We start from the raw sequence: 25,521 nt of genomic DNA, 5'->3' as shown, positions 1-25,521 counted from the left end.
ATCACCTTCTGACGCAGGTCATAACTATAGGGGTTTGCCATGAGCAGCTTGAATAACTTCAGGACAACAGGTGATCTCTACTCTACGTCCTAACTATCTTGGCGGTTGCTATAATTCTGTCGCCTTTAGCCCGGATGGACAGATACTGGCTAGTGGCAGTGGGGACAAAACGATTAAACTGTGGCAACTGAGTACCGGCAAAGAAATCGGCACCCTCACTGGTCATTCCCACACAGTTTATTCTGTCGCCTTTAGCCCGGATGGGCAGATACTGGCTAGTGGCAGTGTGGACAAGACTATCAAGATTTGGCGGTTGTCTTCCTAAAAAAGGACAATTTAATTTATAGAATCTCAAGGGATTAACAAAGGTGAGCGTTAAGCTACATCCTCATGCTCAAGCAAGATTAATTGAGTGTGGTGCAGCTGAGGCAGAAGTTATTGCCACTGTTGAAGGTGATACACTATTTCCTGCCCAATTGGAGCGAACAGGGTTTAGGCGTAACTTTCCCTTCAATGCTGAGTGGCGAGGAAATTATTATTCTACGAAGAAGGTGGAGGTTATCGCTGTTAAAGAAAACGAAGAAGACTGGCTGGTTATCACTGTAATTGTCAAATTTTTTTAGGGACAATATTTTATGAGACTAACTTACGATCCTAGATACAACGTCGCTTATATCTACTTACAAGAAAAAACAGTACAGGTGGAAACCATCCAAGTGAGCGATGAAATGAATGTAGATATAGCGCCTGATGGAACTATTTATGGAATTGAACTCCTTAATGCCAATCAACAATTGGGAGCCGATAATCAGGGAAAGCTGGTTTTAGTAAATGAAGCTTTGGGAGAATCTTCTGAGATTAAATTGGCACTGGAAAAGTCTAAAAATTGACCACCTAGCTAACATCTACTCGAAACATTGAATTTCTTAAAGTGCTAAGTTGTTAAACCGAAAAAGGCGCTCCAATTTGACTGGAGCGCCTTTTTTTACTAGCTATTACTGTCTAACAGTAACGGGTTTTAGTGTCTGCGACCGCCCAGCCACTTAGCTGCCATGATGCCAAATACAGCGGCAACCACTGGATTGCTCAGAAACTTCATAATAGCTGGTTTGTCAGCTAATACATCTTGGAAGATGTCAGGATGAGTGTGATAGGTGAAGGTAGCCAGTTTGCTAACATCATCTGCACTCATGCGGCTGGGGTGATGGGTGGAGAGACTTAATTGTTGCTCTAACTGGCGGTCATTGAGTCCTCTTTCCTTTAACCGCTTGAAGAACTCCCGCGCCACATCATCCCGTTCGCTGGGTTGAATCTGCGCGATCGCTTTTTGCAGTTCTGGTTCCATCTGGCTGACAGGAATGCTGTCTGGATGTAGAGACTTCCCAAACAGTTGACGGCGTTCGTCTCTAGAGGAACGTTGAGCAAAGTCATCAAAATTTTGATAGTCGCTGCTAGGATCGCTTGGAGCATCCTGCATCATTTCGGAGTCACCACCAGCCAAATCATTCATGATTTGACGCTTATATTGTTCGCTGCTGGTCATTTTCTTATCTCCTGATTCAAAAGCTAAAAGAAAAAATCGTAAATTCTGGGTAGAGAGGGGATTCACCCCATCTCTACAAATGCACCTTTTAAAGTAGTTAAAGCTAGATGAGTTGCCCCAGCTTTCACCGATTTCCCCTTAGTTAAACTAAGCGCCTTGATACTGAATTTGTTTTGACTGCTCATCATATTTGGCTGTCAAAATCAGTTTTTTATCTGGCGCATACATCAAAATGGTTAAATCTTGGTTGGGAAAATTCTTGTGGAATCCTTGAGCTAAAGAGCTTGCTAAACTTTTGACTTCATTTGGACGGACTTGCGGCGTAATGACAACTCCCAATTTGTTGTTATCACGGACGTAGGCATCCTTGACTAATCCTTTCGCTGTCTGGACTACCCAGTTACCAAATTCTTGACCGGCGGCAGTGCTACCGCGTTCCAACTGTTGATATGCGACAATGCTGTTAGCACCGCTACTCGCACCCGGTAGAGCTTTCGGTTGAGTTGCTTGGCTGGCTCCACTACAAGCTGTAGCTGTAGAGAGGAACAGAACCAAGACTAAAGCCGTAAAAATTTTCCGAAATTGCTGAAGAAAATTCACCTCAGTCTCCTATTAAACTTGTCTTTACAAGACAGAATCAGGGTGTTACCTGTCTGTGGTATTGGCTGCATTAAATAAGGGAGAAGGTCTAGATGAATCTTTTCAGTAACTAGACCTTCAAAGTCAAGTATTAGGCGTTATCAACCAAATCTTTTGCCTTATCTTTCACATCTTCTTTGGTGTGACTTACTTGGGCTTCAGCTTGCTTGGCTTTTCCTTCAGCTTTATCTTCTGGATCGCCAGTTATATTGCCGAGCGCTTCTTGAGCTTTGCCCTCGATATTTTTGCCCGTTGCTTTAGCTCTATCTTCAACGCTCATTTTTTTCTCCTAATCTTTCAAACAGTTTTATAAGTTAGAAGATGCGTTAAATTTGCTTTACTGCCGCAGTCTTCTTTTGCTTCTATGTATTCAATGTATCTAGTTTTGTTTACATAGCCTTCTGCCCCCAGACAGAAAAAATGGGGATCGCTATTATTACTCTTTACCTATGCTCAAAGAATGAGTATTTCCTACGGCTAAAGGTAGATGATAATTTAAAAAAATTATTAATTTTTACAATAGGAAATCTTGTCTCGGCTAAAAACGTGGGATTATTATCCCATTCATAAGTTCCCTTCAAAAGCTCTCTCGAACCTTTGCAGTAAAAGCGCCCCTGCGCTAGAAACAAGCGGCTTCCCAAAGTTGCAGAGGGAGTGCTAGTCAAGTAAATGGGGAGAAGTAATTTAGTCCCAAGTGCAACTAAAATGCGATCGCTAAAAACTTGGATGACACAATCTCATTTGCAAGCAATGTTGAAGCCGATAAACGAATCAGCGATCGCTTTACCGCTTGAATACAAAAAATAAGAATTGTCAATATTTATTAAAATAATTATGCTGTTGGCGATGAACGTGCATGGCAGTGACAAGTTAGGATTTATTTCTGGCGATCGCTTAGATGAGCAAGGCATAGAAGAGGGCAAATGGCTAGGATGAGAGAGAAGAGAGATGTGGTAATCTGCCGACCAAGCTCCAGGCACGAAAAACAATTTTCTTAAAGCTTCTTAAAACTGTATGACGCAATTTTGTCTGCAAGCTCCCTTTCAACCGACGGGCGATCAGCCGAATGCGATCGCGCAACTCACGAAAGGCGTAAAAAAAGGCGATCGCTTTCAAACCCTACTGGGAGCGACGGGAACGGGCAAGACATTCTCAGTAGCAGCCGTTATTGAGAATGTCGGCAGACCCACGCTGGTATTGGCGCACAACAAAACGCTCGCTGCTCAATTGTGTAACGAATTGCGGGAGTTCTTTCCCCCAAATGCGGTGGAGTATTTCGTCAGTTACTACGACTACTATCAGCCAGAAGCGTATATTCCCGTCACCGACACATATATCGAGAAAAGTGCTGCAATTAACGACGAAATTGATATGTTGCGACACTCCGCCACGCGATCGCTTTTTGAGCGGCGCGATGTCATTGTCGTGGCTTCCATTAGCTGTATTTATGGTTTGGGAATTCCCTCGGAATATCTCAAAGCCGCGATTCCCTTAAAGATGGGGCGAGAAGTGAATCAACGGGAGTTGCTGCGAGATTTAGCTTCCGTGCAGTATAGCCGCAACGATGTAGAAATGGGGCGAGGAAAGTTCCGAGTTCGGGGCGATGTGCTGGAAATTGGTCCTGCTTACGAAGATCGGATTATTCGCGTAGAATTTTTTGGAGATGAAATTGACGCTATTCGTTACGTTGACCCCGTAACCGGCGAAATTCTTCAGAGTATGGACGCCGTAAATGTGTACCCAGCCCGTCACTTTGTCACCCCAGAAGATAGGCTAGAAGCAGCTTGCAACGACATTGAACAGGAACTCAAAGATCGGCTAGAAGAATTAGAAAAAGCCGGGAAATTACTAGAGGCGCAACGACTCGATCAGCGTACTCGCTACGATTTGGAAATGTTGCGGGAAGTCGGATATTGCAACGGCGTTGAGAACTACTCCCGACATTTAGCAGGACGGCGTGCGGGAGAACCGCCAGAGTCCTTGATTGATTATTTTCCTAAAGATTGGCTGTTAGTGGTGGATGAATCTCACGTCAGCGTCCCGCAAATTCGGGGGATGTACAATGGCGACCAAGCACGAAAAAAAGTGCTGATTGAGCATGGTTTTCGCCTCCCCAGTGCTGCTGATAACCGTCCTCTGAAGTCAGAAGAGTTCTGGGAGAAGGTAAATCAGTGTATTTTTGTTTCTGCAACTCCCGGTAACTGGGAGATAGAACAGTCAGAGGATCGAATTGTACAACAGGTAATCCGTCCGACTGGCGTACTCGATCCAGAAATTTTTGTGCGTCCCACGGAAGGACAAATTGACGACTTGTTAGGTGAGATTAAAGACAGGATTGACAAGCGAGAACGGGTGCTAGTTACTACCTTAACTAAGCGCATGGCGGAGGATTTGACAGAATATTTACAAGAACGAGGAATTCGAGTCCGCTATCTGCACTCAGAGATTAACTCGATTGAGCGAATTGAAATCTTGCAAGAGTTGCGCGAGGGCAATTTCGATGTGCTAATTGGGGTTAACTTGCTGCGAGAAGGGTTGGATTTGCCGGAAGTTTCTCTGGTGGCAATTTTGGATGCAGATAAAGAAGGTTTCTTACGCGCAGAGCGATCGCTCATTCAAACCATTGGTCGCGCCGCTCGTCACATCCGGGGACAAGCCATCCTCTATGCTGATAATCTCACCGATAGCATGATCAAAGCGATCGACGAAACCGACCGGCGGCGGGGGATTCAGATGGCATATAACAAAATGCACAACATTACACCCCAACCGATTATCAAAAAAGTCAATAACTCAATTTTGGCTTACCTAGATGTTTCGCGACGGCTGAATTCTCAACAGTTGGAAGAAATTTACGAACAGGCGGACGATTTGCCTTTAGAGAATATTCCAGAGTTGATTACCCAACTGGAAGCGCAAATGAAGGAAGCAGCAAAGAATTTGCAGTTTGAAGAGGCTGCAAAATACCGCGATCGCATTAAGCATCTACGAGACAAATTACTCGGTCATTAAAAACGCTTAAGCGCCTCTCTTTTCTTACTTGGCGTCCTTCGCGTCTAAGCGCTTCGCGCAGGCTTCGCCAAGGCGGTTCAAAAATTCAACAGCGATCGCACTTTGACTGGAAAAACAGGGTGAAGAGCGATCGCATCCATACACCAATCAGCCATCTGAAAGCCAAGTTGAGCAATCTTCATAATTGAGTTCACCGACTCAGGCATCACCCGTGCAGCCATCCTAAGCCATCACCAACGGCGTTGGCTTAGGATGGCTGATTGATCCCAAGACGAAGCAGATAGAAATTTACCGTTTAGGGCAAGATGTAGAGGTGTTGGAGTTTCCTTTAACTCTATCTGGCGAGGATGTGCTACCTGGATTTGAGTTGGATTTGAATGAGGTATGGTGAAAGCTGATTTTTGGTAAGCGATCGCATCCAACCCGAATGGGATTCACTGCTAGAACATTGCTACACAGATGCCAATTCTCGGTACGAGCGGCACCACCTCATTAGTTCCGCATATTCCGGAAGGGCGCTAGATAAGGCATACCAAGGATTTCTGGAAAATTTAGCAAGCGCAATTTTTTGTCATCCCAGCTAATCCCCTCATCCAGAAATCATGCTCTCAAGGAAAATAAACCTTACCCTAAATTTCTACCTTTTGATTGTGGTGAATGGTACTGGCGATATTCGTACAATGTTGGCGATCGCTGTCTGAAACTTCACTGCCGTCAATGCAGTTAAACTTTATAAGAGGCGACTCTTACTTTGTCGTGCCCATCTCATAACCCCAACGTTCAGGGTGCCACGAGAAAACCTAGCGTCCCTGGCGGCTCGTGGAGCGTCAATCTGGCTTTGAATCGTCAAATGTCGATTTTTCTCCGGCATCTACCCACAGCCGAGTCATCTCCCCGCGTCATCAGCGGCTGACGACGATCTTCCAGATTAGGCAGTGCTGAAACCAGAAAAATTAAATTTGCATCTTCGATCTTGTTTGCAAAGGGCAGAGCTTCTCGATAATGTTGGCAATTCGCGCAGTCCTAATTATGTTCGTGGGGTTGCGATTTCAACCAGTACTTCTGGGCATACTAAGAGTATAGAAGAGCATCATTAAGCTTAGGAATGTAACATATGCTTAATTACGATCGCGTATCTGAAAAAACTGCTCTGAAACCGATGTCTGTTGATTTTACTGTAGCCATTCCGACTTATAACGGGGAAGACCGTTTACCTGATGTCTTAGAGCGACTGCGATCGCAAATTCATACCGAGCAAATTGTCTGGGAAGTTTTAGTTGTTGATAATAACAGCTCAGACAATACCGCCAAAGTTGTTCGAGAATACCAAGCAAACTGGCCTTTCGCCTATCCTTTAAGATATTGTTTTGAACCCCAACAAGGACTTGCCTTTTCCCGTCAACGTGCAGTCCAAGAAGCCAGAGGTAAGTTGATTGGATTTCTTGATGACGATAATTTACCAACATCTACGTGGGTTTCGGCAGCATACACATTCGGGCAAAATCATCCGAAAGTTGGCGGTTATGGGAGCCGCATTTATGGTGACTTGCAAGGGACTCCTCCCAAAAATTTTGAAGAAATCGCTTGTCTGCTCGCTATTGCAGACAGGGGAACAAATGCTCTATGCTACGAACCCCACAAAAAGGTTCTACCACCTGGAGCTGGATTAGTTGTGCGTCGCCAAGTCTGGCTGGAAAGCGTGCCGAAAAATTTTATTCTTCACGGGCGAATTGGCGACAATATGCTGGCAGGAGAAGATTTAGAAGCGCTATTACATATTCAACAAGCTGGATGGGAAATTTGGTACAACCCTGAAATGTGTATTTACCATCGAATTCCCCACTGGCGCTTAGAGAAAGACTATTTAATCAAATTATGTCGCGGCATTGGTTTGAGCCGCCATCGGACTCGGATGCTAAGTTTCAAACCTTGGCAGCGACCCGCCGTTTTTTTTATGTATATGGTTAACGATTTACGTAAAATATTATTTCATCTCATCAAGTATAAATTTTCCTTGAAAGATGATATTGTAGCTGCTTGCCAAATGGAGCTTTTTACTAATAGCCTGATTAGCCCTTTTTATATTTGGAAAACCCGACTACGTACTTATAACATAAAAATTGATTAAATTCTGTGTAGAGAATTTGCCGTTTATATTGTAAATATTCTCAATATAAAAGCTTTACTTTCTCTTCATACAGGGAGTATTCGTCTCGCTTAAACTGGTCTTTAGCTGGATCAACAGTGAAAACTTTATGGAAGCGATCGCTCTAAAAGCCTAAGCTTTTCTTCCAATCAGTGCTGTTGATACCTCAAAAGGCATTCTCGTTGGCGATTCAAAAACCCTAAAAACTCTCGGTAACTTTAATTCTCACACTGAATTCTCATACCGTATGAACAATATTACGACAGCAGTTCCTTTTGTGGATCTTCAACTCCAACACCAGCCTCTTCAAACACAGATAGAGGAGGCAGTGCGGGGTACGATTCAACGAGGAGATTTTATATTAGGTCAGGCTGTAGCTGACTTTGAGGCGGCGTTTGCCAGTGCCTGTGGTGTGGCTTATGGCATTGGGGTCGCTTCGGGAACAGATGCGCTAGCGCTCGGATTAGAAGCCTGTGGTATTGGTGCCGGGGATGAGGTCGTTTTACCCACCAATACCTTCATCGCCACTCTGATCGGCGTTGTCCATGCTGGTGCCACACCGATTTTAGTCGATTGCGACCCTCAAACTGCGCTAATTGACTTTACAGCCGCCGAAAAAGCAGTCACAGCCAAAACCAAAGCGATCGTTCCGGTGCATCTGTATGGGCAAATGGTTTCGCCCCGTCAACTTTTGGACTTTGCCAGCGCCCACAACCTGATTGTATTTGAAGACGCGGCTCAGGCTCACCTGGCAGAGCGAGAAGGTTATCGTGCTGGTTCGATTGGCAAAGCAGCAGCTTTTAGCTTCTATCCCAGTAAAAATTTGGGTGCCATAGGAGATGGAGGTATGGTCATTACCAATGATGAAGCAGTCGCGAAGAAAATGCGATCGCTCCGCAATTACGGGTGTTCCCGTAAGTATTACCATACCGAACCCGGTACCAATAGCCGACTTGATACCCTGCAAGCCGCTGTCCTCAACATCAAACTCCCTCATCTTGCCGACTGGAACCACTCACGTAACCAAGCAGCCCAGCAGTACGACGCCTTATTGAAGCCGTTGGCAAACTCTGGAATTTTCCCCATCCAAAACCAAAGTGGCAACGGTCACATTTATCACCTTTATGTTGTTCGTGTCACTGAAGCTTGTCCCCTCGACCGGCAGACGATTCAAGACAAACTAGCGGCTGTTGGTATTCAAACCGGCATCCACTACCCCATTCCCTGTCATCTTCAACCCGCCTTCGAGAATCTCGGCTATCAAGCCGGAGACTTCCCCCAAGCCGAAGCTCTAGCACTGGAAATTTTATCCTTACCGATGTATCCAGGCTTAAGCGATACCCAAGTCCATCAGGTCATTGATACTTTGCAAACCTTGTGTGTGAGAACCTGATGAATTTTCAATGTAAAAAACGCTAAGAATAATGATTCTAACTTTGCGCTTAGCATTAAAAAAGCTTAGAAAATTAAGGTCAAACTATGCATTTTGAGAGAAAGATTCCAATTGCCATTGAGCGTTACTTGCTAGAAGGAACCATTGTTGCTTTGCTGGTGATTCTGTATGCTCCACTGTTATGGCACTGGTACGATGGCTGGTTGAACAAAAATATCAGTATTGAACATGAATATTACAGCCACGGTTTAATTGGGTTGCCTTTTGCCGCCTATATAACCTGGTCAAATCGACAACAATGGCGTCAGTTACCAGATACAAGTCATCCACTAGGCGCAGCCTTGCTAGCCTTGGGCGGGGTATTTTATCTCAGCGGCATTACTGACCTGATAAATTTATCCTTTCCCGCTGTATTAGCTGGACTTTGTCTGTGGCTGAAAGGAGTTCCTGGCTTCAAACTTCAAGGCTTTCCCTTGTTACTCGTATTTTTGGCAACGCCGACCCAAATTCCTTACTTACTAGCTCCCTATACCTTGCCCCTCCAGCGATTCATTGCTGCAACAGCTGGTTTCATCCTGACTCAGTTCGGGATGAATGTTACTGTCAACCAGATTTACTTATTCGTAGGCGGACGAATTGTAGAAGTTGCGCCTTTCTGCGCTGGACTTAAGATGTTATTCACCAGTCTTTATGTAACCTTGATGTTGCTTTACTGGACGGGTGCTTGGGCATCTCGCACGAAGACGATTTTGTTAGTCGTCGGTGCAGTAGTCATTAGCGTTACTGGTAATATCGTCCGCAATACGCTGCTAACTTTCTTTCATGGTACTGGCCAAGAAAAAACTTTTGATTGGCTGCACGAAGGCTGGGGCGGTGATGTTTATTCTGCCTGTATGTTGGGGTTAATTGTGCTTCTACTCAATGCGATCGATCGATATATTTCAGATGAGCCTCAGAAGGATGAAGCATGAAACTGCCCAAGAAATTGCAGCGCTTTCAATTTTCTAAAGTCGTCTTACTGAGTTTTCTTGTCGGACTGATGGCAATTGGCGCAGTTCCTAGTTACTTGACAGGACGCTGGTCTTGGGCAAATCCCCCACGAGTGACCAACCTCAAACAACTCAAAAATATACGGCAGGCTGGTCTAGCGCTTCCCGGCTGGCAGACTCAACAACAGGATACCGTAACGATTGGCGGTCATAAATGGTCGATTCAGGAACTCCAGCAGGATGAAAAAACCCAGGTAACTTTGCTGCTTTTGCCTCAAGAAGATCGCAAGGCTCAACCAGAGGTTGAGTGGATGGATATTAATGGGTTTAAAGAGTGGCAAACCGATCAAGAGCAGCGGTTGCAGTTTAAGGTTGAAACTCAAGCACAAAGGGGAACTCAAAACACTACAGAATCTGGAACTTCTGCTACACGTCCGACATCTTCCGATGTTAAAGCTCGTTTCTTTCGCGGTTGGACTCGGCAGCAGACCTTCGCCGTGCTTCAGTGGTACGCTTGGCCTGGAGGAGGCAATCCGTCTCCTAGTGGTTGGTTCTGGGCGGATCAAATGGCTCAATTGCACCGTCGCCGCTTGCCTTGGGTTGCTGTTAGCATCTTGATACCGATGGAGCCTTTGGCTGAGGTTGACACAGCTCTACCACTGGCTAAATCGCTCGGTCAAACGGTTCAAGCTGCTTTGATGAAAGAGTTATGAGTTGAGAGTGGGAGGAGAAATTTGCTTGACTCGCTTGGATTTGAAGAATGAATTTACTGATAACTACACTCTGTGCAATCTGTGCAACTTTTCGAGATGTGCAACTTTTTGAGAATTGTCACCCTTGATGCAACCCGGTGGAGTTTAGAAGCCAAACGGTTTTCTAACGGGTAGAAGTTTATCGCATCTTGATCCAAGGATGTTGGAAGGGAACCTAAAGCTCCATAAGGGTTTTAGGATTTGCAATCGTGCCAGTCTAAAACATCACGGGATGAATTTCTGGGGAGGAACTTCAAGACGCGATCGCTTTGTTGAGAATGCAAAGAAAGTTGCACAGTGAGTTATAACTGATAAATTTGATGATCGGTTCCCTAAGGTCTTAGTGAATATACTTATGTCTCGCACTTCTGGAGGCCGGTTCCACCGCTTCGCCGCCTTCTTTCTCTTCACTCTCCACACCACTGTCTACACGTTGCCGAGTAGTGTCCTACTCTGGATGCTGCACTCAGGGACTTTTGCTGGTAGAGGGATGAGTCAAACTTTACCCACCTTACCCAACTCGGTTGCGCCTCCCCTCCCGCCTCCACCTCCTCCCCCTAATACGAACGAGAACATACAATCGCCGGTGGTGATTCCAGCAGCTCCTATCGATCCCACCAGTCCACCACCACCGCTGGGTTATCCACCGCCTCAGCCGTTTGAGGGACAGCCGACCCAGTTTAATAATCGCTACCTGCTGGGAACGGGAGATACGATTTCGGCGTTGGTTGAGCGTTTTCCAGACTTGAGTTTTCAAAGCGTCATTGACGCGGAAGGAAACATCGTGGCACCCCTATTAGGGAAAATATCTGTACTAGGTCTGACTCTGGAAGAAGCCCAGGAAAAAATTCGCTTGGGATTAAACCGCTTTGTCATCGATCCCGCGGTCACTGTAACGCTGGCAGGCCAACGTCCAGCCCAAGTTACTATCAGCGGCGAAGTCGTTAGACCTGGTTTTTACACCCTGGCTCCTGGCGCTCAACTTTCTGCGGCATTGCTAATCGCTGGTGGCAGCACTAATCTCGGAGATATGCGATCGGTTTTGGTGCGTCGCGCCCGGATCGATGGCTCGACAATTGAGCAACGGGTTGATTTGTTTACGCCGCTGCTAAATGGACAGTCACTCCCCAATTTACGCTTACAAGATGGCGATGCAGTAGTCATCCCGAAGCTAGAAGTTGCCACGGAGCAAAACTACGATCGCTCGCTAGTTTCTCGTTCTACTGTGTCTCAGCAGCAGATCAACATCCGAGTTTTGAGCTACGCTGGTGGGGGAATTGGTAGTATTAGCTTGCCCAACGGTAGTACATTTGTTGATGCTTTAAGCGCGATTGGCCCTAGCCCAGATAATTCTAACCTGCGAAATATTGCCCTGATTCGATTCGATCCCGAACGCGGCAAAGCAGTGACTCAGAAAATAGACGGGAAAGCAGCGCTACTGGGAAACATTGCTCAAAATGTCCCCCTAAGGAACAACGATGTCATTGTGGTGGGCCGTAACTTGGTTGGTAAAATCACTTATGCCTTGAGTACTTTTACTCAACCTTTCCGGGATATTTTGGGATTCCTGCTATTTTTTGACCAGCTAAGAGAAAGTGCTACCGATCTGTTTGGTCCGACGACTGATAGTAACAATAACTCCGACTAGAGAAGCTGGTAATAAATGCTACCTGAAACCAAAAATATCCAAGAAAATAAATGTTAGAAAATATCAAGCCAAAGCAGCAAAATAAGAAAAATATTTAGCGTGAACTTTTGATTTCTACTTGTTTCTACTCCTGATTTCCTCATTAGCCCCTAGGCCCAAAAACGACCATGACTCCTCCTATTGTTAAGCGTTATCTGATCGCCCTGGATCAACATAAATGGATTGGATTAGCTGGTTTTACTATCATTGTCGGTGCGTCAGCCGTCATGGGTATACAACCAGCACCAGCTCCTGTTTTCAAGGCCACAGGGGTGCTGGCTTATAACGGGCCGATTGCACCATTTTCAACGACGACGCAAGCGATTCAAAAGCAGGGTCAAGAGCTGAATGAGGATACGCTGCTAGCAGAGAATGTGGTCAAAGCAGCAGCAACGCGCGTGAAAGCAGACACAGCACAAATTGCTAAAAATGCGAAAGTAAAGCTGCCGGAGGAGGACGGACCGAAGGTTATTCAAGTTTCTTACAGCGATAGCGACCCGAAGCGGGCGGGTGCTACCTTGGAAGCGCTAATGCAGGGAATGGTGGAACAGAGCCGTTTGATTAACAGCTCCCGGCTACGAGCGATTATTGACTCCATCAGTGCCCGGTTATCTCCTGCTGAGATGCAACTTAAAGAGGCGCAACAGAGACTAGAGCAGTATATCCGCCAGGAGGGACCTGCACTGGTTGCCGCTCAGGATGGGAGGACACTGGGTGCAATTTCTGGTAGCCAAGAGCAGCAACGTCAGCTTCAGATGACTTTGGAGGGAATTGACACCCAAATTCGCAGTCTGCAAAACAAGTTGGGTTTGACGGCGGCTGAAGCTTACACGTCTTCTGCCTTGAGTGCTGACCCAATTATTAACAGCTTGCGATCGCAAATCCATCAAACTGAAACCCAACTGCAAATTCTCAGCCGGGATTTGCGGCAGGAGCATCCTCAAATCATTCAGCTGAAAAAACAGTTAACAGCCTACAATGAACTGCTATCGTCGCGAGCATCGGAGGTGATGGGTGGAGGCGGTGTAGCAGCACCCTTGCCCCCCAGCCAAATTCGGAGAGACAGCAGCCTCGACCCCACGCGGCAAGGTATGGCAAACACGCTGGTAGCTTTACAAACCCAGCGCGAAACGCTGCAACAGCAACTACAGGCTAGTCGCAAAACCGAGCAGCAACTCCGTGCTGAATATGTAAAAATCCCCAATAAACAGCTGGATCAAGCCCGACTACAACAGCAGGTTCAGCTCAAACAAGGTCTGTACGATAAGATGCAGGTGGCATTAGTAGATGCCAAGGCAGCAGAAGCCGAGACGGTTAGCAGTCTCACCATTGCCCAACCGCCACAAGTCGCCGCTAGCGAGCAGAAGAGCCAAAGCTTACCGATAACGGTAGCCGTGGGAGCTTTGGTCGGGGTATTAGTGGGTGGCGGATTGATTTTCCTGTTAGCGATGCTGGATGGCACGTTCTACACGGTCGAGGAAGTGCGGGCGGCACTACGACAACGGGATGTGCTGGTGCTGGGTGAAGTGCCTTTCGTTGCCCTCCAAGATCCGCAATTGGGCGAAACGCCAGTTCTGCTCCAGCAGGATTCTGTTTATCACGAGTATTACGAACGCTTCCGCAGCAATCTGCGGCGAGCCAGCGATCAACCCTTGAAAGTTGTGTTATTGACCAGCACGATTAGCCAAGAGGGTAAGACAGTCAATGCTTATAACCTTGGAATCGCATCGGCTTGTGCTGGCAAGCGCACTCTAGTGATAGAAACTGATTTGCGATCGCCTTCTGAGTCCAAATTCCTGAAAGTCTCTCCCGATCCAGGTGCTAGTCTAGAACCCCTACGGTACTACACTCAGTTAAGTGAGTGTATCCGTTTAGTTCCAGATATTGAAAACCTATACGTGGTGCCTAGTCCCGGTCCGGTACGTAATGCTGCTGCCATTTTAGAATCCAGCGAACTCAGGCGGCTGATCGAAGATGCGCGAGGTCGTTTTGACTTGGTGATTCTCGATACCCCCGCCTTAAGCCGGTGCAACGATGCTCTCCTATTGGAACCTTACGCCGATGGTATCGTGCTGGTGACTCGACCCGGTTTCACCCAGGAGAGTATTTTGGTAGAGGCAGTCGATCAATTGACCGAAGCAGAACTACCACTCGTGGGAGCACTCATCAATGCGGTAGACACGCCAGTACAGGTTCCCAGTGTGAACAATGAGGACATTGAAGCCGACATAGAAGAAGAAGAAGAATTAGAACCTTCTCCTTCTCGGTCCGAAAAAGTGCCAAATGAGTACATTAAGCGCTAATCATCGCAAATCTGGTTCGGATATCCATCCCCAATGGAAACCGCTAATGACAAATGGCTAACCGCTCATTGTAGAAAGGTAATGAGCAGTTAGCCATTCGTAAAAACCAAGCTGTAAAACGTCTAAAAAAACCAGTTTAGATTCTTGGTTGTAGCACAGGAGAAGAAGTGACTGCTTTTCCTGTTTTCCTGATTTTCACAATATGCCAGTTCCGCCAAGAACCGCTTGCTAAAAAGTTTGTTGTTCTGGATGATTGTCCGAATTGGAAGAAAACAATCCCAACAGCGGTGCTAAGATTGCCCCGAAAACAAAGCCACCAGCGTGTGCCCAATAGGCAACTCCACCTTGCTCCATACCAATATTCGCAGGCGCATTCAGACTCGCAACACCATAAAAAGCCTGCTGAACAAACCAAAAACCGAGGAAGAAAACAGCAGGAACGCGAATCGTGGTGAAGAAGATACCCAGAGGAATTAATGTTAGCACTTGTATATTAGGGAATCTGAGAATGTAGGCTCCTAAGACACCCGCGATCGCGCCACTGGCCCCCAAGGAAGGAATGCCAGAGTTCATTGAAAAATACCACTGAGTTAAAGCCGCTAGAATCCCGCAAGTCAGGTAAAAAATTAAGTACCTAACGTGACCCAGCTTGTCTTCAACGTTATTGCCAAAAATCCAGAGGAACAGCATATTACCGGCAAGGTGTAAAAACCCGCCGTGCAAGAATTGCGATGTCACCAGTGTCAGCCACTCCGGTACCGGCTGATTCACAGGTATGCCACTAAAGCTAGCAGATAACTCTCTAGGAACCACAGCGGCAAGGCGAAAAAAACCTTCCAGCTGTTGTGGAGCCAAAGTCAACTCATATATAAAAGCCAAAATATTCGCAGCAATCAGTCCATAAGTGACATACGGAGTGAGGCGTGTAGGATTATCATCACGTAAAGGAACCACAGGCGTCTTTCCTAACTATCCAAGCAAAAGCTGGAAACAACATAACTTAATTTCTTCCTAGCTGTCTTTTCACCTCTGGATAGAGATCCAGTATGAGACGCTCTCGGTGAGAAGGTAGAGGCAATAAATAAACCCCTCTAGGGACATTAGAGGGGTTTAATCATGGTGCATGAAGAAATTATTGTCAGACTACCAGCCCTGTGCAGCCTTTTCCATGACATAGGCAGCAACATCCTCAATTTGTTGTTTATTCAGACGTCCTTTGAAGGCTGGCATAGCATTTTTACCATTCATTACCTGGTTGACAATGGCATCCATCGAGTACATCCCATACTTGTCTAGGGCATCCTTCTTTAAAGTTTTATTAGCCATAATCACGTTACCGCCGCCCACATGGCAAGCAGCGCAGTTAGCGCTGAAAATTTTAGCACCACTGACTGTATCAGCTGCATTGGCTGGGCGAGTTAAGGCACCTGTCAACACCGCAATCGTCAACAGTAAAACCGATAACAGTTTCCTCAACTTGATTCTCCTCTTCTTAACAGGTACAGTCATAAAAAAAAGCCTTGCAGAACTATTCTAAGCTTCTTCAAGGCTTTTTCTATCACCAAAGAGGAGAAGAAATCTTAAACCTCAAGGGTGATTATGATTGAATTGCCAGCCTAAAGGAACGATTCTATTAACCCTCGACGGTAATTTTACCAACCATCCCAGCGCCTCTGTGAGGTTGACAATAGTAGGTATAGGTGCCTGGTGGTGTGTCAGCGGGGAAAGTCGTTTCGTAGGATTCTCCTGGAGAGTTTAGCAACTTGGTGTGAGACAGATCCTTAGCCAGCGCTTTATCTCCGTTTGGCACTCCCTTATCATCAAAAACAGCATTATGGGGAGCTAGTTTATTATTGACAAATTTTACTGTGTCACCCGGCTTGATTGTGAGTTTAGCCGGTTCAAACTTCAACATCCCGGCATCTGTGCCCATTTTAATCGTATAGGTTTCTGCTGATGCAGGAGAAGCTGACAACACAAAGCTAGAGACTACTAGCAGAATTGTGCAAATTAGTAAACCTAAGCTTCGTGGAATTGCCATTCTCAATCTCATCGTTTCCTCCCAAAATTGTCAATTAATTTTGTTTAGTAATATTTTAGCTTTAACGCTTACATTCTGTAGAAGATTAAAACATTTTTGCTTTCTATCAATCGGAGGCATTGGCAGATGCATCCTGAACCGGCACGAAGATCAGAAATCATTTGTACCCCATCCCGGTGCTACCTGCGCGGCTCTTAGAACAAAGGCTGCTATCGTTTCCACCTCCTGTCGCGGCATCCAACTTTCCGGTACTTGACGACACCAAAAGCTTTCTTCGCTCCCGTCGTAGGTCATCGGCTGTCGAAGGAAAGCCACAATGCTGTTGATGGTGTCGCGGGGTGGAGTGGCACCAGTCAAGTCCTTCAGAGACAAGGATACAGCGGGGTTAGGCAAGGTCGCACCGCCGACATGACAATTTAGACAGTGTTGTTCAAATAACTGCTTGCCTGCTGAGAAATCTTCCACAGAGAACTGGCGGGTCTGACCTTGCCCATCTAAATCTAAAGAAATGGGTTCAGTAACTCGCAGGTACTGCCGAATGTAGGAGGTTGCGGCTTGAGCCGGTAAACTGACCATCCAGACGCCCAAGCAGATGCCAAAAATCAAAAATAAACGGCGAAGTGAGAAGAATTGACGCAGCATTGACCATCTTATGGATTGACAAAATATAAAAATTATGAGTTATGAATTCATTCAAAATTCATAACTCATAACTTTACTTAGCGCACGGCTTTACCGCCTCCCCACTGTTCGCCGAGGATTTTCGGCTGTAGAAGGATATGACCGCCGATCTTAAACAGGTCATCATCTGTGAGATTTCTCATCACCGTATAAATATCGGAACTCTCTATGCTGGGGTGTACTTCAGAGATTGCAGTTTCCCCATCGTAGGTCGTGGGATGATGCATATAATCCACCAGAGCGGCAATGTTGTCGCGCGGTGGGGTTGCCCCAGCCAAATCGTCCGGACCTAAACCGACGTTGAAATCAGTCTTGGTAACGCCCCCAGCATGGCACGAAGCGCAGGCATAGTTAAATAGGCGTTTGCCTTCGGCGACTTGTTTTAGGTTTAATGTCACCTGCTGTCCTCGATCGTTTAATTTTACAGTGCGAACTTCGTCAGTTAGTTCGACTGCCATTACCTGAGTGACAAGCAATCCGAAGGTGAAAATTACAGTGGCTAAAGCCAGACTTATGTATCGCTTAAGCATGGTTCTCCTTAAGAAATTTGGTGCGAGTTTTTGATCCACAACACAGCTGGACTCAATCTTAGTAAGCCGACCCCTAAGTTGCAGGCTTCTCAACCAATCATCTGGACAAAAAGAAGCAAGCCGATTGCCAAAAAGGAAAATCGACTGTTGGGACTCAGGATAGTTGGTCGGGATTAATTTTACCCTCCGTCCGTGCCCGATCCCTGCTTTTGAGACAGAATCTTAGAAATGATGGCCTTGGCATCCTCCAGAGCCAGACGGCTCTGTTGGGTTTTATAGGCGATTCCCAATTGTTCGCACAGCTTGAAAACCTCCTCTACTGGGAGGTTATAGTCTGCTGCGATTTCGGCAATGGACAGGTCTGCAAAACCCATGATGATTGAGAGAGATTGAACCGCTCTAATATCAATATCATCCCACTCTTGCGGTCGCTTTCCCTTCCCTGTCTAGTTGCTTGGGATCAATCTAGAAACTGGACGCTCGGAGTCGATCGTTTCTGACAGGGGAACGGGGGGCGGTGCAGGGGGGAGAAATTGGTGTAGCCGAATGAGTTGGGCTAGAGTTTTCTTTAACTGAGTGCGGGGCACAATAGCATCTACAAAACCGTGCTGGAGCAAATACTCAGAAGTTTGAAAATCATCGGGGAGCTTTTCTCGCAAGGTTTGTTCGATCACGCGACGCCCTGCAAAGCCAATTGTGGCTTTTGGCTCTGCGAGAATGATGTCTCCCAACATGGCAAAAGAAGCCGTGACGCCTCCCGTTGTAGGGTGAGTGAGAACCGGGATATACAGCAGTCTGGCTTCTTGATGACGCTCCAAGGCTCCGGAGATTTTCGCCATTTGCATCAGACTTAACATTCCTTCCTGCATTCTGGCACCGCCGGAGGCACAGACAACTACGACTGGCTTTCTTTCCCAGGTAGCTCGTTCAATCAGGCGGGTAATTTTTTCTCCGACGACAGAACCCATGCTACCGCCCATGAAGCGGAAGTCCATGACACCGAGGGCGACAGGCAAGTTTTCCAATTGCCCCATTCCTGTCTGCACGGCGTCCACCAAGCCAGTTTTGTCTTGAGTTTCTCGCAAGCGATCGCAATATTGTTTGCGATCGCGGAACTTCAACGGATCGGTGGGAAACACCTGTTCATCCAACGGCATCCAAGTATTGGCATCGATCAGCTGGCGGATGCGTTCATCGCTGAACACCCGGTTGTGATGGTTGCACTCCAGGCAAACCATATTGTTTGAGCGGAGGTCTTTGGTATAAGCAAGGACACTACATGCCTCGCACTTTGTCCACAGCCCATCCGCAATCTCACGCTCTTGCCGCTGTTCACTAATTGGCTCTGATTTTCGTCGATTTGCAAACCAATCAAATAGAGACATGAAAACGGTTAATTCCTCTTATTAAAATGATTTTCCTACGCTTTAAGCTTGCTCTTCCTGAATCGGACTCAATAATAGCAGAGCGGCCCACCGATCCTGCGATCGCACCTGTAAGGCAGTAGGACTCCCCGCACCAAAATAAGGTGCCACACCGAGGTCGAGAATCCGACTAGGAATTTGATGAGCCGCTAGCATTTGCTGCATTAATTCAGCTTCCCAGCGAGCGCAATTTGTTTTTAGGGTAATCCAAGACACTGGAATATCTTACAATACGGCAGTATTGCGGTAAATCAGGGCAGGGGGAATGCGTTAATTGAGGGGGAAAAAGAGTTGCAGGTAAGCAGACCAAATCGCCTCACCCCAAAAAGCTGCCAAAAGCGCTCCCAGTGCTAGGAAGGGACCAAACGGCATGGGGCGGTGCCGGTCAAGCCAGCCAAGCGCGATCGCTCCCCCACCGGCAAAGGCTCCCAGTACACAAGCCAAAAACCCAGCCAGTAGCAAATTCTTCCAGCCCAACCAGGCTCCCATCATTGCCGCCAGTTTAGCATCTCCTCCACCCATTGCCGCTCGTCCCAAAGCGATCGCTCCCGCAAAAGCAATGATGTCAAACAACCAAATTCCGACTACACCACCCACAATGCCTGACATCAAATGATTTGCACTTTCCGCCCAACTTGCTGCTAGCAGAAAACCTGCGATCCCCTGAAACACTAAACCCAAAATTAAGCCGGTTTGAGTAAGTGGATTGGGCAATGTCATTGTGTCTAAATCGATCAGCGATAGTGTTAACAACCAGCTAAAAAAAGCCCAATATCCTAGCGTTTGCACCGAAATGCCAAACGTCAAGAAAACTAGCAAAAACAACATCCCTGTTGCCGCTTCTACCAGTGGATAGCGCCCGGAAATCTTGCTTCTACAGTGGCGACAGCGCCCCTGTAACCGCAGCCAACCGACAATTGGGACATTTTCACCTTTACCCAGTCGATGCAGACATTGCGGGCAACGAGAAGGGGGCCAAAGAATCGATAAACCTGCTGGCAATCGATAAACTACCACATTGAGAAAACTGCCAATTGAGGCACCCAATGCGAAGACAATCGCAGCAGCAGGCAACGCCATCAAATCATCCATAGCAATTAGTTATCAGTCACGGGTCATGAGTCATGGGTCATTAGTAGTGGGTCATGACTCATGACTAAGGACAATTTAGACTAATCACTAATATATTTCCGACTCAATTTGACTAAAAGGCACAAAACATTCTTGCGGCAACAGAATCGGTTTGCCTGCAAAAATCAGCTTGCCCCGATAGGTATACCGATCGATTGCCACCCCTAGAGGGCGCTGCATACGGTCTGGATGGACTTCCGAGTAAGTCCGATAGATTTGTCGAGCTGCTCTGACGATGCTGGGGTCTAGCAACACGGGGATATCTATCCTTTCCGTCCGATTTTCTAACCGTTGCTGTGAAGCGTAAACCACTCGTCTACCCCTGTTATTTGAGCTAGTCTATAATCTACCCGTGCAATTCCTGCAAACTGCAATAGGTATACCAATTTTTGTTGCAGTTGAGGATGAAATTTTCTTAAGGCTTTTCTAGTGCTTGGATTAATGCATTGCCCATTGCACTGCACCCTAAAAGATTCATCCCCTCAGACATAATGTCACCCGTGCGATCGCCCTCATCCAGAACTTGCATCACCGCTTGCTCGATTCTGTCGGCAGCAGCAGGCTGGTCTAAGGCGTAGCGCAGCATCATCGCTGCACTCAGAACCTGCGCCAGCGGATTTGCTTTATCCTGCCCAGCGATATCGGGGGCAGAACCGTGGACGGGTTCAAAGACACCAGGACCAGATGCACCTAAACTGGCAGAAGGTAACATTCCAATACTGCCGGTAAGCATAGCGGCAGCATCAGACAGGATATCACCAAATAGATTACCTGTCACAATTGTGTCGAATTGTTTAGGCCAGCGAAGAAGTTGCATAGCAGCGGCGTCTACATAGAGGTGAGACAATTCCACATCTGGATATTCTTTAGAGAGCGCAGTTATGCGATCGCGCCACAACTGCGACACTTCCAGCACATTTGATTTATCCACCGAACATAGCTTCCCACTGCGTTTTTGCGCTGTCTCAAAGGCTACTCGCCCAATCCGGTCAATCTCTGATTCCGTATAAGCCATTGTATTGACGCCGCGCTTTTCGCCTGTTTCCGTAGCAAAAATTCCCCTCGGTTCCCCAAAGTAGATACCACCAGTCAATTCGCGCACCACCATGATATCAACGCCCTCGACCACTTCCCGTTTCAAGGACGAAGCATCCACTAACTGGGGTAATATTTTGGCGGGACGCAAATTGGCGAATAACCCAAGACCAGCCCTGAGTCCTAGCAAACCCGTTTCCGGGCGTTGATGGCGAGGGAGGTTATCCCACTTATAACCGCCAATAGCAGCCAGTAAAACAGCATCGCTATTGCGGCATGTTTCCAACGTTTGGGCGGGTAGCGGTTCTCCCGTAGCGTCAATCGCCGCACCCCCCACAAGGGCTTCTTGAAATTCAAACTGAATCTCAAATTGTTTCCCGACAAGTTTCAACACGTCTACCGCTACTGCCATAATTTCAGGGCCAATGCCATCGCCGGGAAGTAGGGTAATACGGTAGTTCTGCTGTGTCATAGGTTGTTCAAAACTCTTGCGAGTTATTAATCATACAGGGGAAATGTACCTGAAAAACGTTCAGATTCAGTTACAATCTGCCCAGCTAGAGCTAAAGCCCAGCTAGACCTAAATAGGTGCGGGAATACCAGCAATTCCTCTGATTGCTAACTTTCTGCCAAAAAAGAAGGCGGTGAGGGCAGCTAGGAGCGGGATGTCTGAGAAGTTGGTTATAACACCATCCATAATGTAATGGGCAAAGCATTCAGTCAATGCTGCTAACAAGGAGAAATTGCCGCTCGAATCGCTTCGTCTCTATAAAATGCCAATACTATTTTTCAGCATTTTATCAGCTCGATATCGGATGATTTATGTGCCATTGTCGAAGTTGATTTAGGACTCGTGTCTTTTACTAACTGGCTTTTGAACCTCTTTTGAATTTATTAAATAGTTGCAAGTAAGAAAGTTCAAGATGAAAGAATAAAATATCTAAGGCTGATTCGCAAGCAAATTTATTAAATATTTTTTCAATAAATGATGTAATGTATTGGAGTTGTGAATGTCCAAAAAAACAGTAAACTTTATTAAATAAAATTAATTAAAATGCTTGCAGAGAATTATTAAAGATTACAGGCGTGCTATTTGAGGATTGGAAGAACAGAGCATCCGAATATTAACGAACGGCATTGACACAGAGCCAAAAGTGCGATCGCTCTTGTAAGAGCCTTCTATGCTTGAAGGTGCTAGCTGAACCAAATAGTAAAATGTCTGATCCCCCTGAAAGTATCCTAATTGGGACAAATTAAGGAATTACAAGGCTAATCGGTTCTGCAATCTTGTTTAAATTTCAGAAACGCTCGTGGCAAATGCTGTAGGTAAAGGCTACGCTAGCACTCAAGCAAGCCATCTTACAGTCAACCCTCAGCAGCTATGGCAAAAGAACTGGCAATTCAAACTTGTGGACTCACCAAGCAATTCGATCGACATATTGCAGTTAATGATATTGATTTACAGGTAAAAGCTGGTGAAGTCTATGGACTAATTGGACCGAATGGAGCCGGTAAAACAACTTTGCTGCGGATGTTGGCGGCGGCTGAAGAGCCAACGACAGGTGAAATTTATATTAATGGCGATCGCCTGCAACGCGATCACAGCAACCCTACCCTGAAGCGGCGACTCGGCTATCTACCTGATGACTTCCCCCTGTACGACGATTTGACAGTCTGGGACTACCTAGACTATTTTGGGCGTCTCTACCGCTTGCGAGAACCACACCGCAGCCAGCGCCTGCGGGAAGTTTTAGAACTGGTGCAGCTAACGGGTAAGCGCAATAGCATGATTGCCACTCTCTCGCGGGGGATGAAACAGCGCCTAAGTCTGGCGCGGACAATTATTCACGAACCGATTTTGCTGCTGTTGGATGAACCCGTTTCCGGATTAGATCCTCTTGCCAGGATGCAGTTTCGGGAAATCATCAAAGTATTGCAGGAAGCCGGGATGACGATTGTCATTTCGTCACACGTCCTTAGCGACTTAGAGGAACTTTGCACCTCAGTAGGCATCATGGAACTCGGCTTTCTCGTAGAAAGTTCGCCACTCAAGGAACTTCGCCGCCGCCTCAGCCGCCAGCAAATTTTCTTGTCTACGTTGGGTAAGCTAGAGTCACTTGTATCAAAGCTGAGAAACCATCCTTTAGTCGAAGAATTGGAGGTGATGGCGGGACAAGAGCGAGTGCGCCTTTACTTTTCTGGGGGTCAGGAAGATTGTGCTAAGTTGTTGCGATCGCTTGTTGAATCTGACATCCCTCTGACCGAATTTCATTGCACTCAGGAAGACTTGGAAACCATTTTCCTGAAGCTGGGACACCAGCAAGCATCATAAGACAAGATTGAGGACTGAGGGCTGAGGACTGAAGGCTTTGGACTGAGTTATTAACAATGCTTACTCTTCACTCAGCACTGAATTTAATTCTGGAGATTTTTTAGTGATGAAAATTAATTGGAGCGACCGGCTGGGAGATTGGAATCCCCAGCTGTTACGAGAAATTAAAGGGCGTCTTAAACCCCGAAATGTATTAATTGCAGTAGCGATCGCGCTGATGGGTCAAATGCTACTGCTGATGAGTTTCGCGACTCAACTGCCGGTTGATACGGGTACGGGCGATATCTACAGTAGATATTGCCTAGACTATCGCCCTGGTTATGGGCAGAAATGCCTTCTAGACCCCCTTGGCAATATTGTTATTAACTGGCAATTGTGGTGGCTAGATGTGTTCGTCTGGCTGAGTGTTATTGGCTTCCTGACCGTCTTGGTGGCTGGCACCTATATGCTAATTAGCGACCTATCGCGGGAAGAAAATCGCGGCACGCTGAATTTCATTCGCCTCAGCCCCCAGTCAACAACCAGTATTTTCAGCGGCAAGCTGCTGGGAGTGCCGATTTTACTTTATCTCCTAGCCGGTCTGGCGATTCCTTTGCATTTGTTTGCGGGTCTGTCGGCTGAAATTCCTTTAGTCCTCATTCTGGGCTTTTATGGTGTCGTGGTTGCCAGCGCCGCTTGCATCTACAGCGCCGCCTTACTTTATGGATTGGTCGCTGGTGGACTCGGTGGATTTCAGTCTTGGATTGGCAGTGGCATCGTGCTGATGTTTCTGACCCTCATGACTGGCTTGAGCCTTAACAGCAGCACAATCATCCATAATTCCCCCCTAGATTGGCTGCATCTATTTTCTCCTTCAATTGTGCTGGCATACCTCATTAATGCCAGTTCTCAAGGAAGTGCCTATTCAACGTCAATGGGAATGGCGCAACTGGAAGCCTGGAAATGGTTTTACTTACCTCTAGGTACCAGCATCTGGAATGTCATCGGCTTTAGCGTGCTGAACTATGCGGTGGGAACTTTATGGTTTTGGCAAGGGATGAAGCGTTGCTTTCACAATCCCAGTACGACTCTCCTCAGCAAACGGCAGAGTTATATAATGACGGCTTGCTTTGAAGTGGCTGTTCTGGGATTTGCCCTAACCCTACCCAAATGGCGCGCAGATAATCCAGAATCTATACCAGGCGGACTGTTTGATAATTTTGGTGGTTTGCTGTTGTTAAATTTGCCGCTGTTCTTGTGTCTGATGGCGGCGTTGTCGCCTCACCGCCAAGTTTTGCAGGATTGGGCGCGTTACCGACGGGAGAAAACATCTTCTCGCGTGAAAAACTTGGTGCAGGATTTGGTTTGGGGGGAAAAAAGCCCTTCAGTGGGAGCAGTGGCACTGAATTTACTGATTGCTTCAACTATCATGGTGCCTTGGATACTCCTTTGGCCTGCAAGTGCGTATAAAGCATCAGCGCTGGCGACCATCCTGCTGAGTGTCAATTTAATCTTGATTTACGCAGGTGTTGCTCAGCTAATGCTGTTCATGAAGACGCCGAAGCGATCGCTCTGGGCAGCAAGTACAGTGGCTGGATTGATTATATTGCCGCCGATTGTGTTCGGCTTACTATCAATCTCTCCCGCTAAAATCCCTGGTGTATGGCTGTTTTCCGTCTTCGCCTGGGGTGCTGTCAAAGATGCTGCTGCGACTAGCCTAGGTCTGGCAGTGCTGGGTCAGTGGCTAATGTTCAGCTTGTTGAGTATTCAGACAGCACGACAGTTGCGACAAGCGGGCGAGTCCGCGTCGAAATCGCTGATGTCCAATCGTCCCTCTTTGCCTGCTAACGGCTTGTAGAGAAGCGATCGCTCGAATCGATGCAGACACAGAAAAACTAAATCTA

General features: G+C 46.7%; 27 protein-coding genes and 2 pseudogenes. 14 read left to right on the top strand and 15 right to left on the bottom strand.

The window, feature by feature from the left end; all coding sequences use genetic code 11:
* Nucleotides 1-55 precede the first annotated feature (55 nt).
* The 3 genes and pseudogenes from NDA06_RS16750 to NDA06_RS16740 all read left to right on the top strand — a co-directional run.
* Nucleotides 56-325: pseudogene (locus NDA06_RS16750) on the top strand (protein kinase); the annotation flags it as partial.
* A gap of 43 nt (nucleotides 326-368) precedes the next feature.
* Nucleotides 369-623, top strand: coding sequence for a hypothetical protein (locus NDA06_RS16745; protein WP_190687548.1), 255 nt, complete (start codon nucleotides 369-371; stop codon nucleotides 621-623).
* A 12-nt stretch (nucleotides 624-635) separates the two neighbouring features.
* Nucleotides 636-890: a DUF2283 domain-containing protein gene (locus NDA06_RS16740; RefSeq protein ID WP_190687545.1), complete on the top strand. Its 255-nt coding sequence runs from the start codon at nucleotides 636-638 to the stop codon at nucleotides 888-890.
* 128 nt (nucleotides 891-1,018) lie between these two features.
* Here NDA06_RS16740 and NDA06_RS16735 read toward each other — a convergent pair whose 3' ends face one another.
* From NDA06_RS16735 to NDA06_RS16725, 3 genes are all read right to left on the bottom strand, one after another.
* On the bottom strand, nucleotides 1,019-1,543 hold the full coding sequence (locus NDA06_RS16735) for a hypothetical protein (RefSeq protein ID WP_190414265.1): 525 nt from the start codon (nucleotides 1,541-1,543) through the stop codon (nucleotides 1,019-1,021).
* Nucleotides 1,544-1,690: 147 nt separating this feature from the next.
* Nucleotides 1,691-2,143, bottom strand: a complete 453-nt coding sequence (locus NDA06_RS16730; protein ID WP_190414267.1) for a hypothetical protein — start codon at nucleotides 2,141-2,143, stop codon at nucleotides 1,691-1,693.
* A 130-nt stretch (nucleotides 2,144-2,273) separates the two neighbouring features.
* Nucleotides 2,274-2,462: a CsbD family protein gene (locus NDA06_RS16725; protein ID WP_190414269.1), complete on the bottom strand. Its 189-nt coding sequence runs from the start codon at nucleotides 2,460-2,462 to the stop codon at nucleotides 2,274-2,276.
* Nucleotides 2,463-3,196: 734 nt separating this feature from the next.
* Here NDA06_RS16725 and uvrB point away from each other — a divergent pair.
* Entirely contained in the window at nucleotides 3,197-5,194 is a 1,998-nt protein-coding gene (gene uvrB, locus NDA06_RS16720) for an excinuclease ABC subunit UvrB (protein ID WP_190428900.1), read from the top strand.
* A 77-nt stretch (nucleotides 5,195-5,271) separates the two neighbouring features.
* On the opposite strand, the gene NDA06_RS16715 is transcribed toward uvrB, so the two are convergent.
* Nucleotides 5,272-5,415, bottom strand: a complete 144-nt coding sequence (locus NDA06_RS16715) for a hypothetical protein (protein WP_190435874.1) — start codon at nucleotides 5,413-5,415, stop codon at nucleotides 5,272-5,274.
* A gap of 8 nt (nucleotides 5,416-5,423) precedes the next feature.
* Between NDA06_RS16715 and NDA06_RS16710 the strand changes: the two are divergent.
* From NDA06_RS16710 to NDA06_RS16675, 8 genes and pseudogenes are all read left to right on the top strand, one after another.
* Nucleotides 5,424-5,585, top strand: a pseudogene (locus NDA06_RS16710) (Uma2 family endonuclease); the annotation flags it as partial.
* 360 nt (nucleotides 5,586-5,945) lie between these two features.
* The gene (locus NDA06_RS16705; protein ID WP_190428899.1) at nucleotides 5,946-6,107 is read left to right on the top strand and encodes a hypothetical protein; all 162 of its coding nucleotides are present in this window, start codon (nucleotides 5,946-5,948) and stop codon (nucleotides 6,105-6,107) included.
* A gap of 246 nt (nucleotides 6,108-6,353) precedes the next feature.
* The gene (gene hpsE / locus NDA06_RS16700) at nucleotides 6,354-7,322 is read left to right on the top strand and encodes a hormogonium polysaccharide biosynthesis glycosyltransferase HpsE (RefSeq protein WP_190428898.1); all 969 of its coding nucleotides are present in this window, start codon (nucleotides 6,354-6,356) and stop codon (nucleotides 7,320-7,322) included.
* Nucleotides 7,323-7,587: 265 nt separating this feature from the next.
* Nucleotides 7,588-8,733, top strand: a complete 1,146-nt coding sequence (locus NDA06_RS16695) for a DegT/DnrJ/EryC1/StrS family aminotransferase (RefSeq protein WP_190986132.1) — start codon at nucleotides 7,588-7,590, stop codon at nucleotides 8,731-8,733.
* Nucleotides 8,734-8,819: 86 nt separating this feature from the next.
* Entirely contained in the window at nucleotides 8,820-9,704 is an 885-nt protein-coding gene (crtB, locus tag NDA06_RS16690; RefSeq protein ID WP_190414275.1) for a cyanoexosortase B, read from the top strand.
* Entirely contained in the window at nucleotides 9,701-10,435 is a 735-nt protein-coding gene (locus tag NDA06_RS16685; protein ID WP_190986133.1) for a cyanoexosortase B system-associated protein, read from the top strand. The genes crtB and NDA06_RS16685 overlap by 4 nt, the downstream gene beginning before the upstream one ends.
* Before the next feature lie 394 nt (nucleotides 10,436-10,829).
* Nucleotides 10,830-12,122 (top strand): polysaccharide biosynthesis/export family protein, encoded by a 1,293-nt coding sequence (locus NDA06_RS16680; RefSeq protein ID WP_199324116.1) that lies wholly within the window; start codon nucleotides 10,830-10,832, stop codon nucleotides 12,120-12,122.
* A 167-nt stretch (nucleotides 12,123-12,289) separates the two neighbouring features.
* Nucleotides 12,290-14,464, top strand: coding sequence for a tyrosine-protein kinase domain-containing protein (locus NDA06_RS16675; RefSeq protein WP_190986134.1), 2,175 nt, complete (start codon nucleotides 12,290-12,292; stop codon nucleotides 14,462-14,464).
* A 228-nt stretch (nucleotides 14,465-14,692) separates the two neighbouring features.
* Here the strand turns inward: NDA06_RS16675 and NDA06_RS16670 are convergent, their stop codons facing one another.
* From NDA06_RS16670 to leuB, 11 genes are all read right to left on the bottom strand, one after another.
* Nucleotides 14,693-15,418 (bottom strand): rhomboid family intramembrane serine protease, encoded by a 726-nt coding sequence (locus tag NDA06_RS16670; protein ID WP_190414281.1) that lies wholly within the window; start codon nucleotides 15,416-15,418, stop codon nucleotides 14,693-14,695.
* 189 nt (nucleotides 15,419-15,607) lie between these two features.
* Nucleotides 15,608-15,940, bottom strand: coding sequence for a cytochrome c6 PetJ (gene petJ, locus NDA06_RS16665; RefSeq protein WP_190414283.1), 333 nt, complete (start codon nucleotides 15,938-15,940; stop codon nucleotides 15,608-15,610).
* 157 nt (nucleotides 15,941-16,097) lie between these two features.
* Entirely contained in the window at nucleotides 16,098-16,517 is a 420-nt protein-coding gene (gene petE / locus NDA06_RS16660) for a plastocyanin (protein ID WP_190414285.1), read from the bottom strand.
* A gap of 138 nt (nucleotides 16,518-16,655) precedes the next feature.
* A complete protein-coding gene (gene psbV2 / locus NDA06_RS16655; protein ID WP_190414287.1) occupies nucleotides 16,656-17,147 on the bottom strand; it encodes a photosystem II cytochrome PsbV2 in 492 nt (163 codons plus the stop codon).
* A 77-nt stretch (nucleotides 17,148-17,224) separates the two neighbouring features.
* Nucleotides 17,225-17,716: a photosystem II cytochrome c-550 gene (psbV, locus tag NDA06_RS16650; protein ID WP_190414289.1), complete on the bottom strand. Its 492-nt coding sequence runs from the start codon at nucleotides 17,714-17,716 to the stop codon at nucleotides 17,225-17,227.
* Between the two features lie 179 nt (nucleotides 17,717-17,895).
* The gene (locus NDA06_RS16645) at nucleotides 17,896-18,090 is read right to left on the bottom strand and encodes a translation initiation factor IF-2 N-terminal domain-containing protein (protein ID WP_190414291.1); all 195 of its coding nucleotides are present in this window, start codon (nucleotides 18,088-18,090) and stop codon (nucleotides 17,896-17,898) included.
* 72 nt (nucleotides 18,091-18,162) lie between these two features.
* On the bottom strand, nucleotides 18,163-19,101 hold the full coding sequence (gene accD / locus NDA06_RS16640; RefSeq protein WP_190414293.1) for an acetyl-CoA carboxylase, carboxyltransferase subunit beta: 939 nt from the start codon (nucleotides 19,099-19,101) through the stop codon (nucleotides 18,163-18,165).
* A gap of 42 nt (nucleotides 19,102-19,143) precedes the next feature.
* On the bottom strand, nucleotides 19,144-19,356 hold the full coding sequence (locus NDA06_RS16635; protein WP_190414294.1) for a hypothetical protein: 213 nt from the start codon (nucleotides 19,354-19,356) through the stop codon (nucleotides 19,144-19,146).
* 54 nt (nucleotides 19,357-19,410) lie between these two features.
* Nucleotides 19,411-20,232: an A24 family peptidase gene (locus NDA06_RS16630; RefSeq protein ID WP_190986135.1), complete on the bottom strand. Its 822-nt coding sequence runs from the start codon at nucleotides 20,230-20,232 to the stop codon at nucleotides 19,411-19,413.
* An 87-nt stretch (nucleotides 20,233-20,319) separates the two neighbouring features.
* The gene (locus tag NDA06_RS16625; protein ID WP_190414298.1) at nucleotides 20,320-20,583 is read right to left on the bottom strand and encodes a hypothetical protein; all 264 of its coding nucleotides are present in this window, start codon (nucleotides 20,581-20,583) and stop codon (nucleotides 20,320-20,322) included.
* Nucleotides 20,584-20,686: 103 nt separating this feature from the next.
* On the bottom strand, nucleotides 20,687-21,778 hold the full coding sequence (gene leuB / locus NDA06_RS16620) for a 3-isopropylmalate dehydrogenase (protein WP_190986136.1): 1,092 nt from the start codon (nucleotides 21,776-21,778) through the stop codon (nucleotides 20,687-20,689).
* A gap of 909 nt (nucleotides 21,779-22,687) precedes the next feature.
* Between leuB and NDA06_RS16615 the strand changes: the two genes are divergently transcribed.
* Both NDA06_RS16615 and NDA06_RS16610 read left to right on the top strand, forming a co-directional pair.
* Complete coding sequence (locus NDA06_RS16615; RefSeq protein ID WP_190414301.1) at nucleotides 22,688-23,638, top strand: ABC transporter ATP-binding protein; 951 nt, start codon at nucleotides 22,688-22,690, stop codon at nucleotides 23,636-23,638.
* A 106-nt stretch (nucleotides 23,639-23,744) separates the two neighbouring features.
* Nucleotides 23,745-25,475, top strand: a complete 1,731-nt coding sequence (locus tag NDA06_RS16610; RefSeq protein ID WP_190535724.1) for an ABC transporter permease — start codon at nucleotides 23,745-23,747, stop codon at nucleotides 25,473-25,475.
* Nucleotides 25,476-25,521: the final 46 nt, after the last annotated feature.

The organism is Trichocoleus sp. ST-U1 (assembly GCF_039961835.1).
GTDB lineage: Bacteria > Cyanobacteriota > Cyanobacteriia > Cyanobacteriales > FACHB-T130 > FACHB-T130.
Note: the sequence above shows the minus strand (reverse complement) of the source record. Positions and strands in the feature narration are given on the sequence as shown.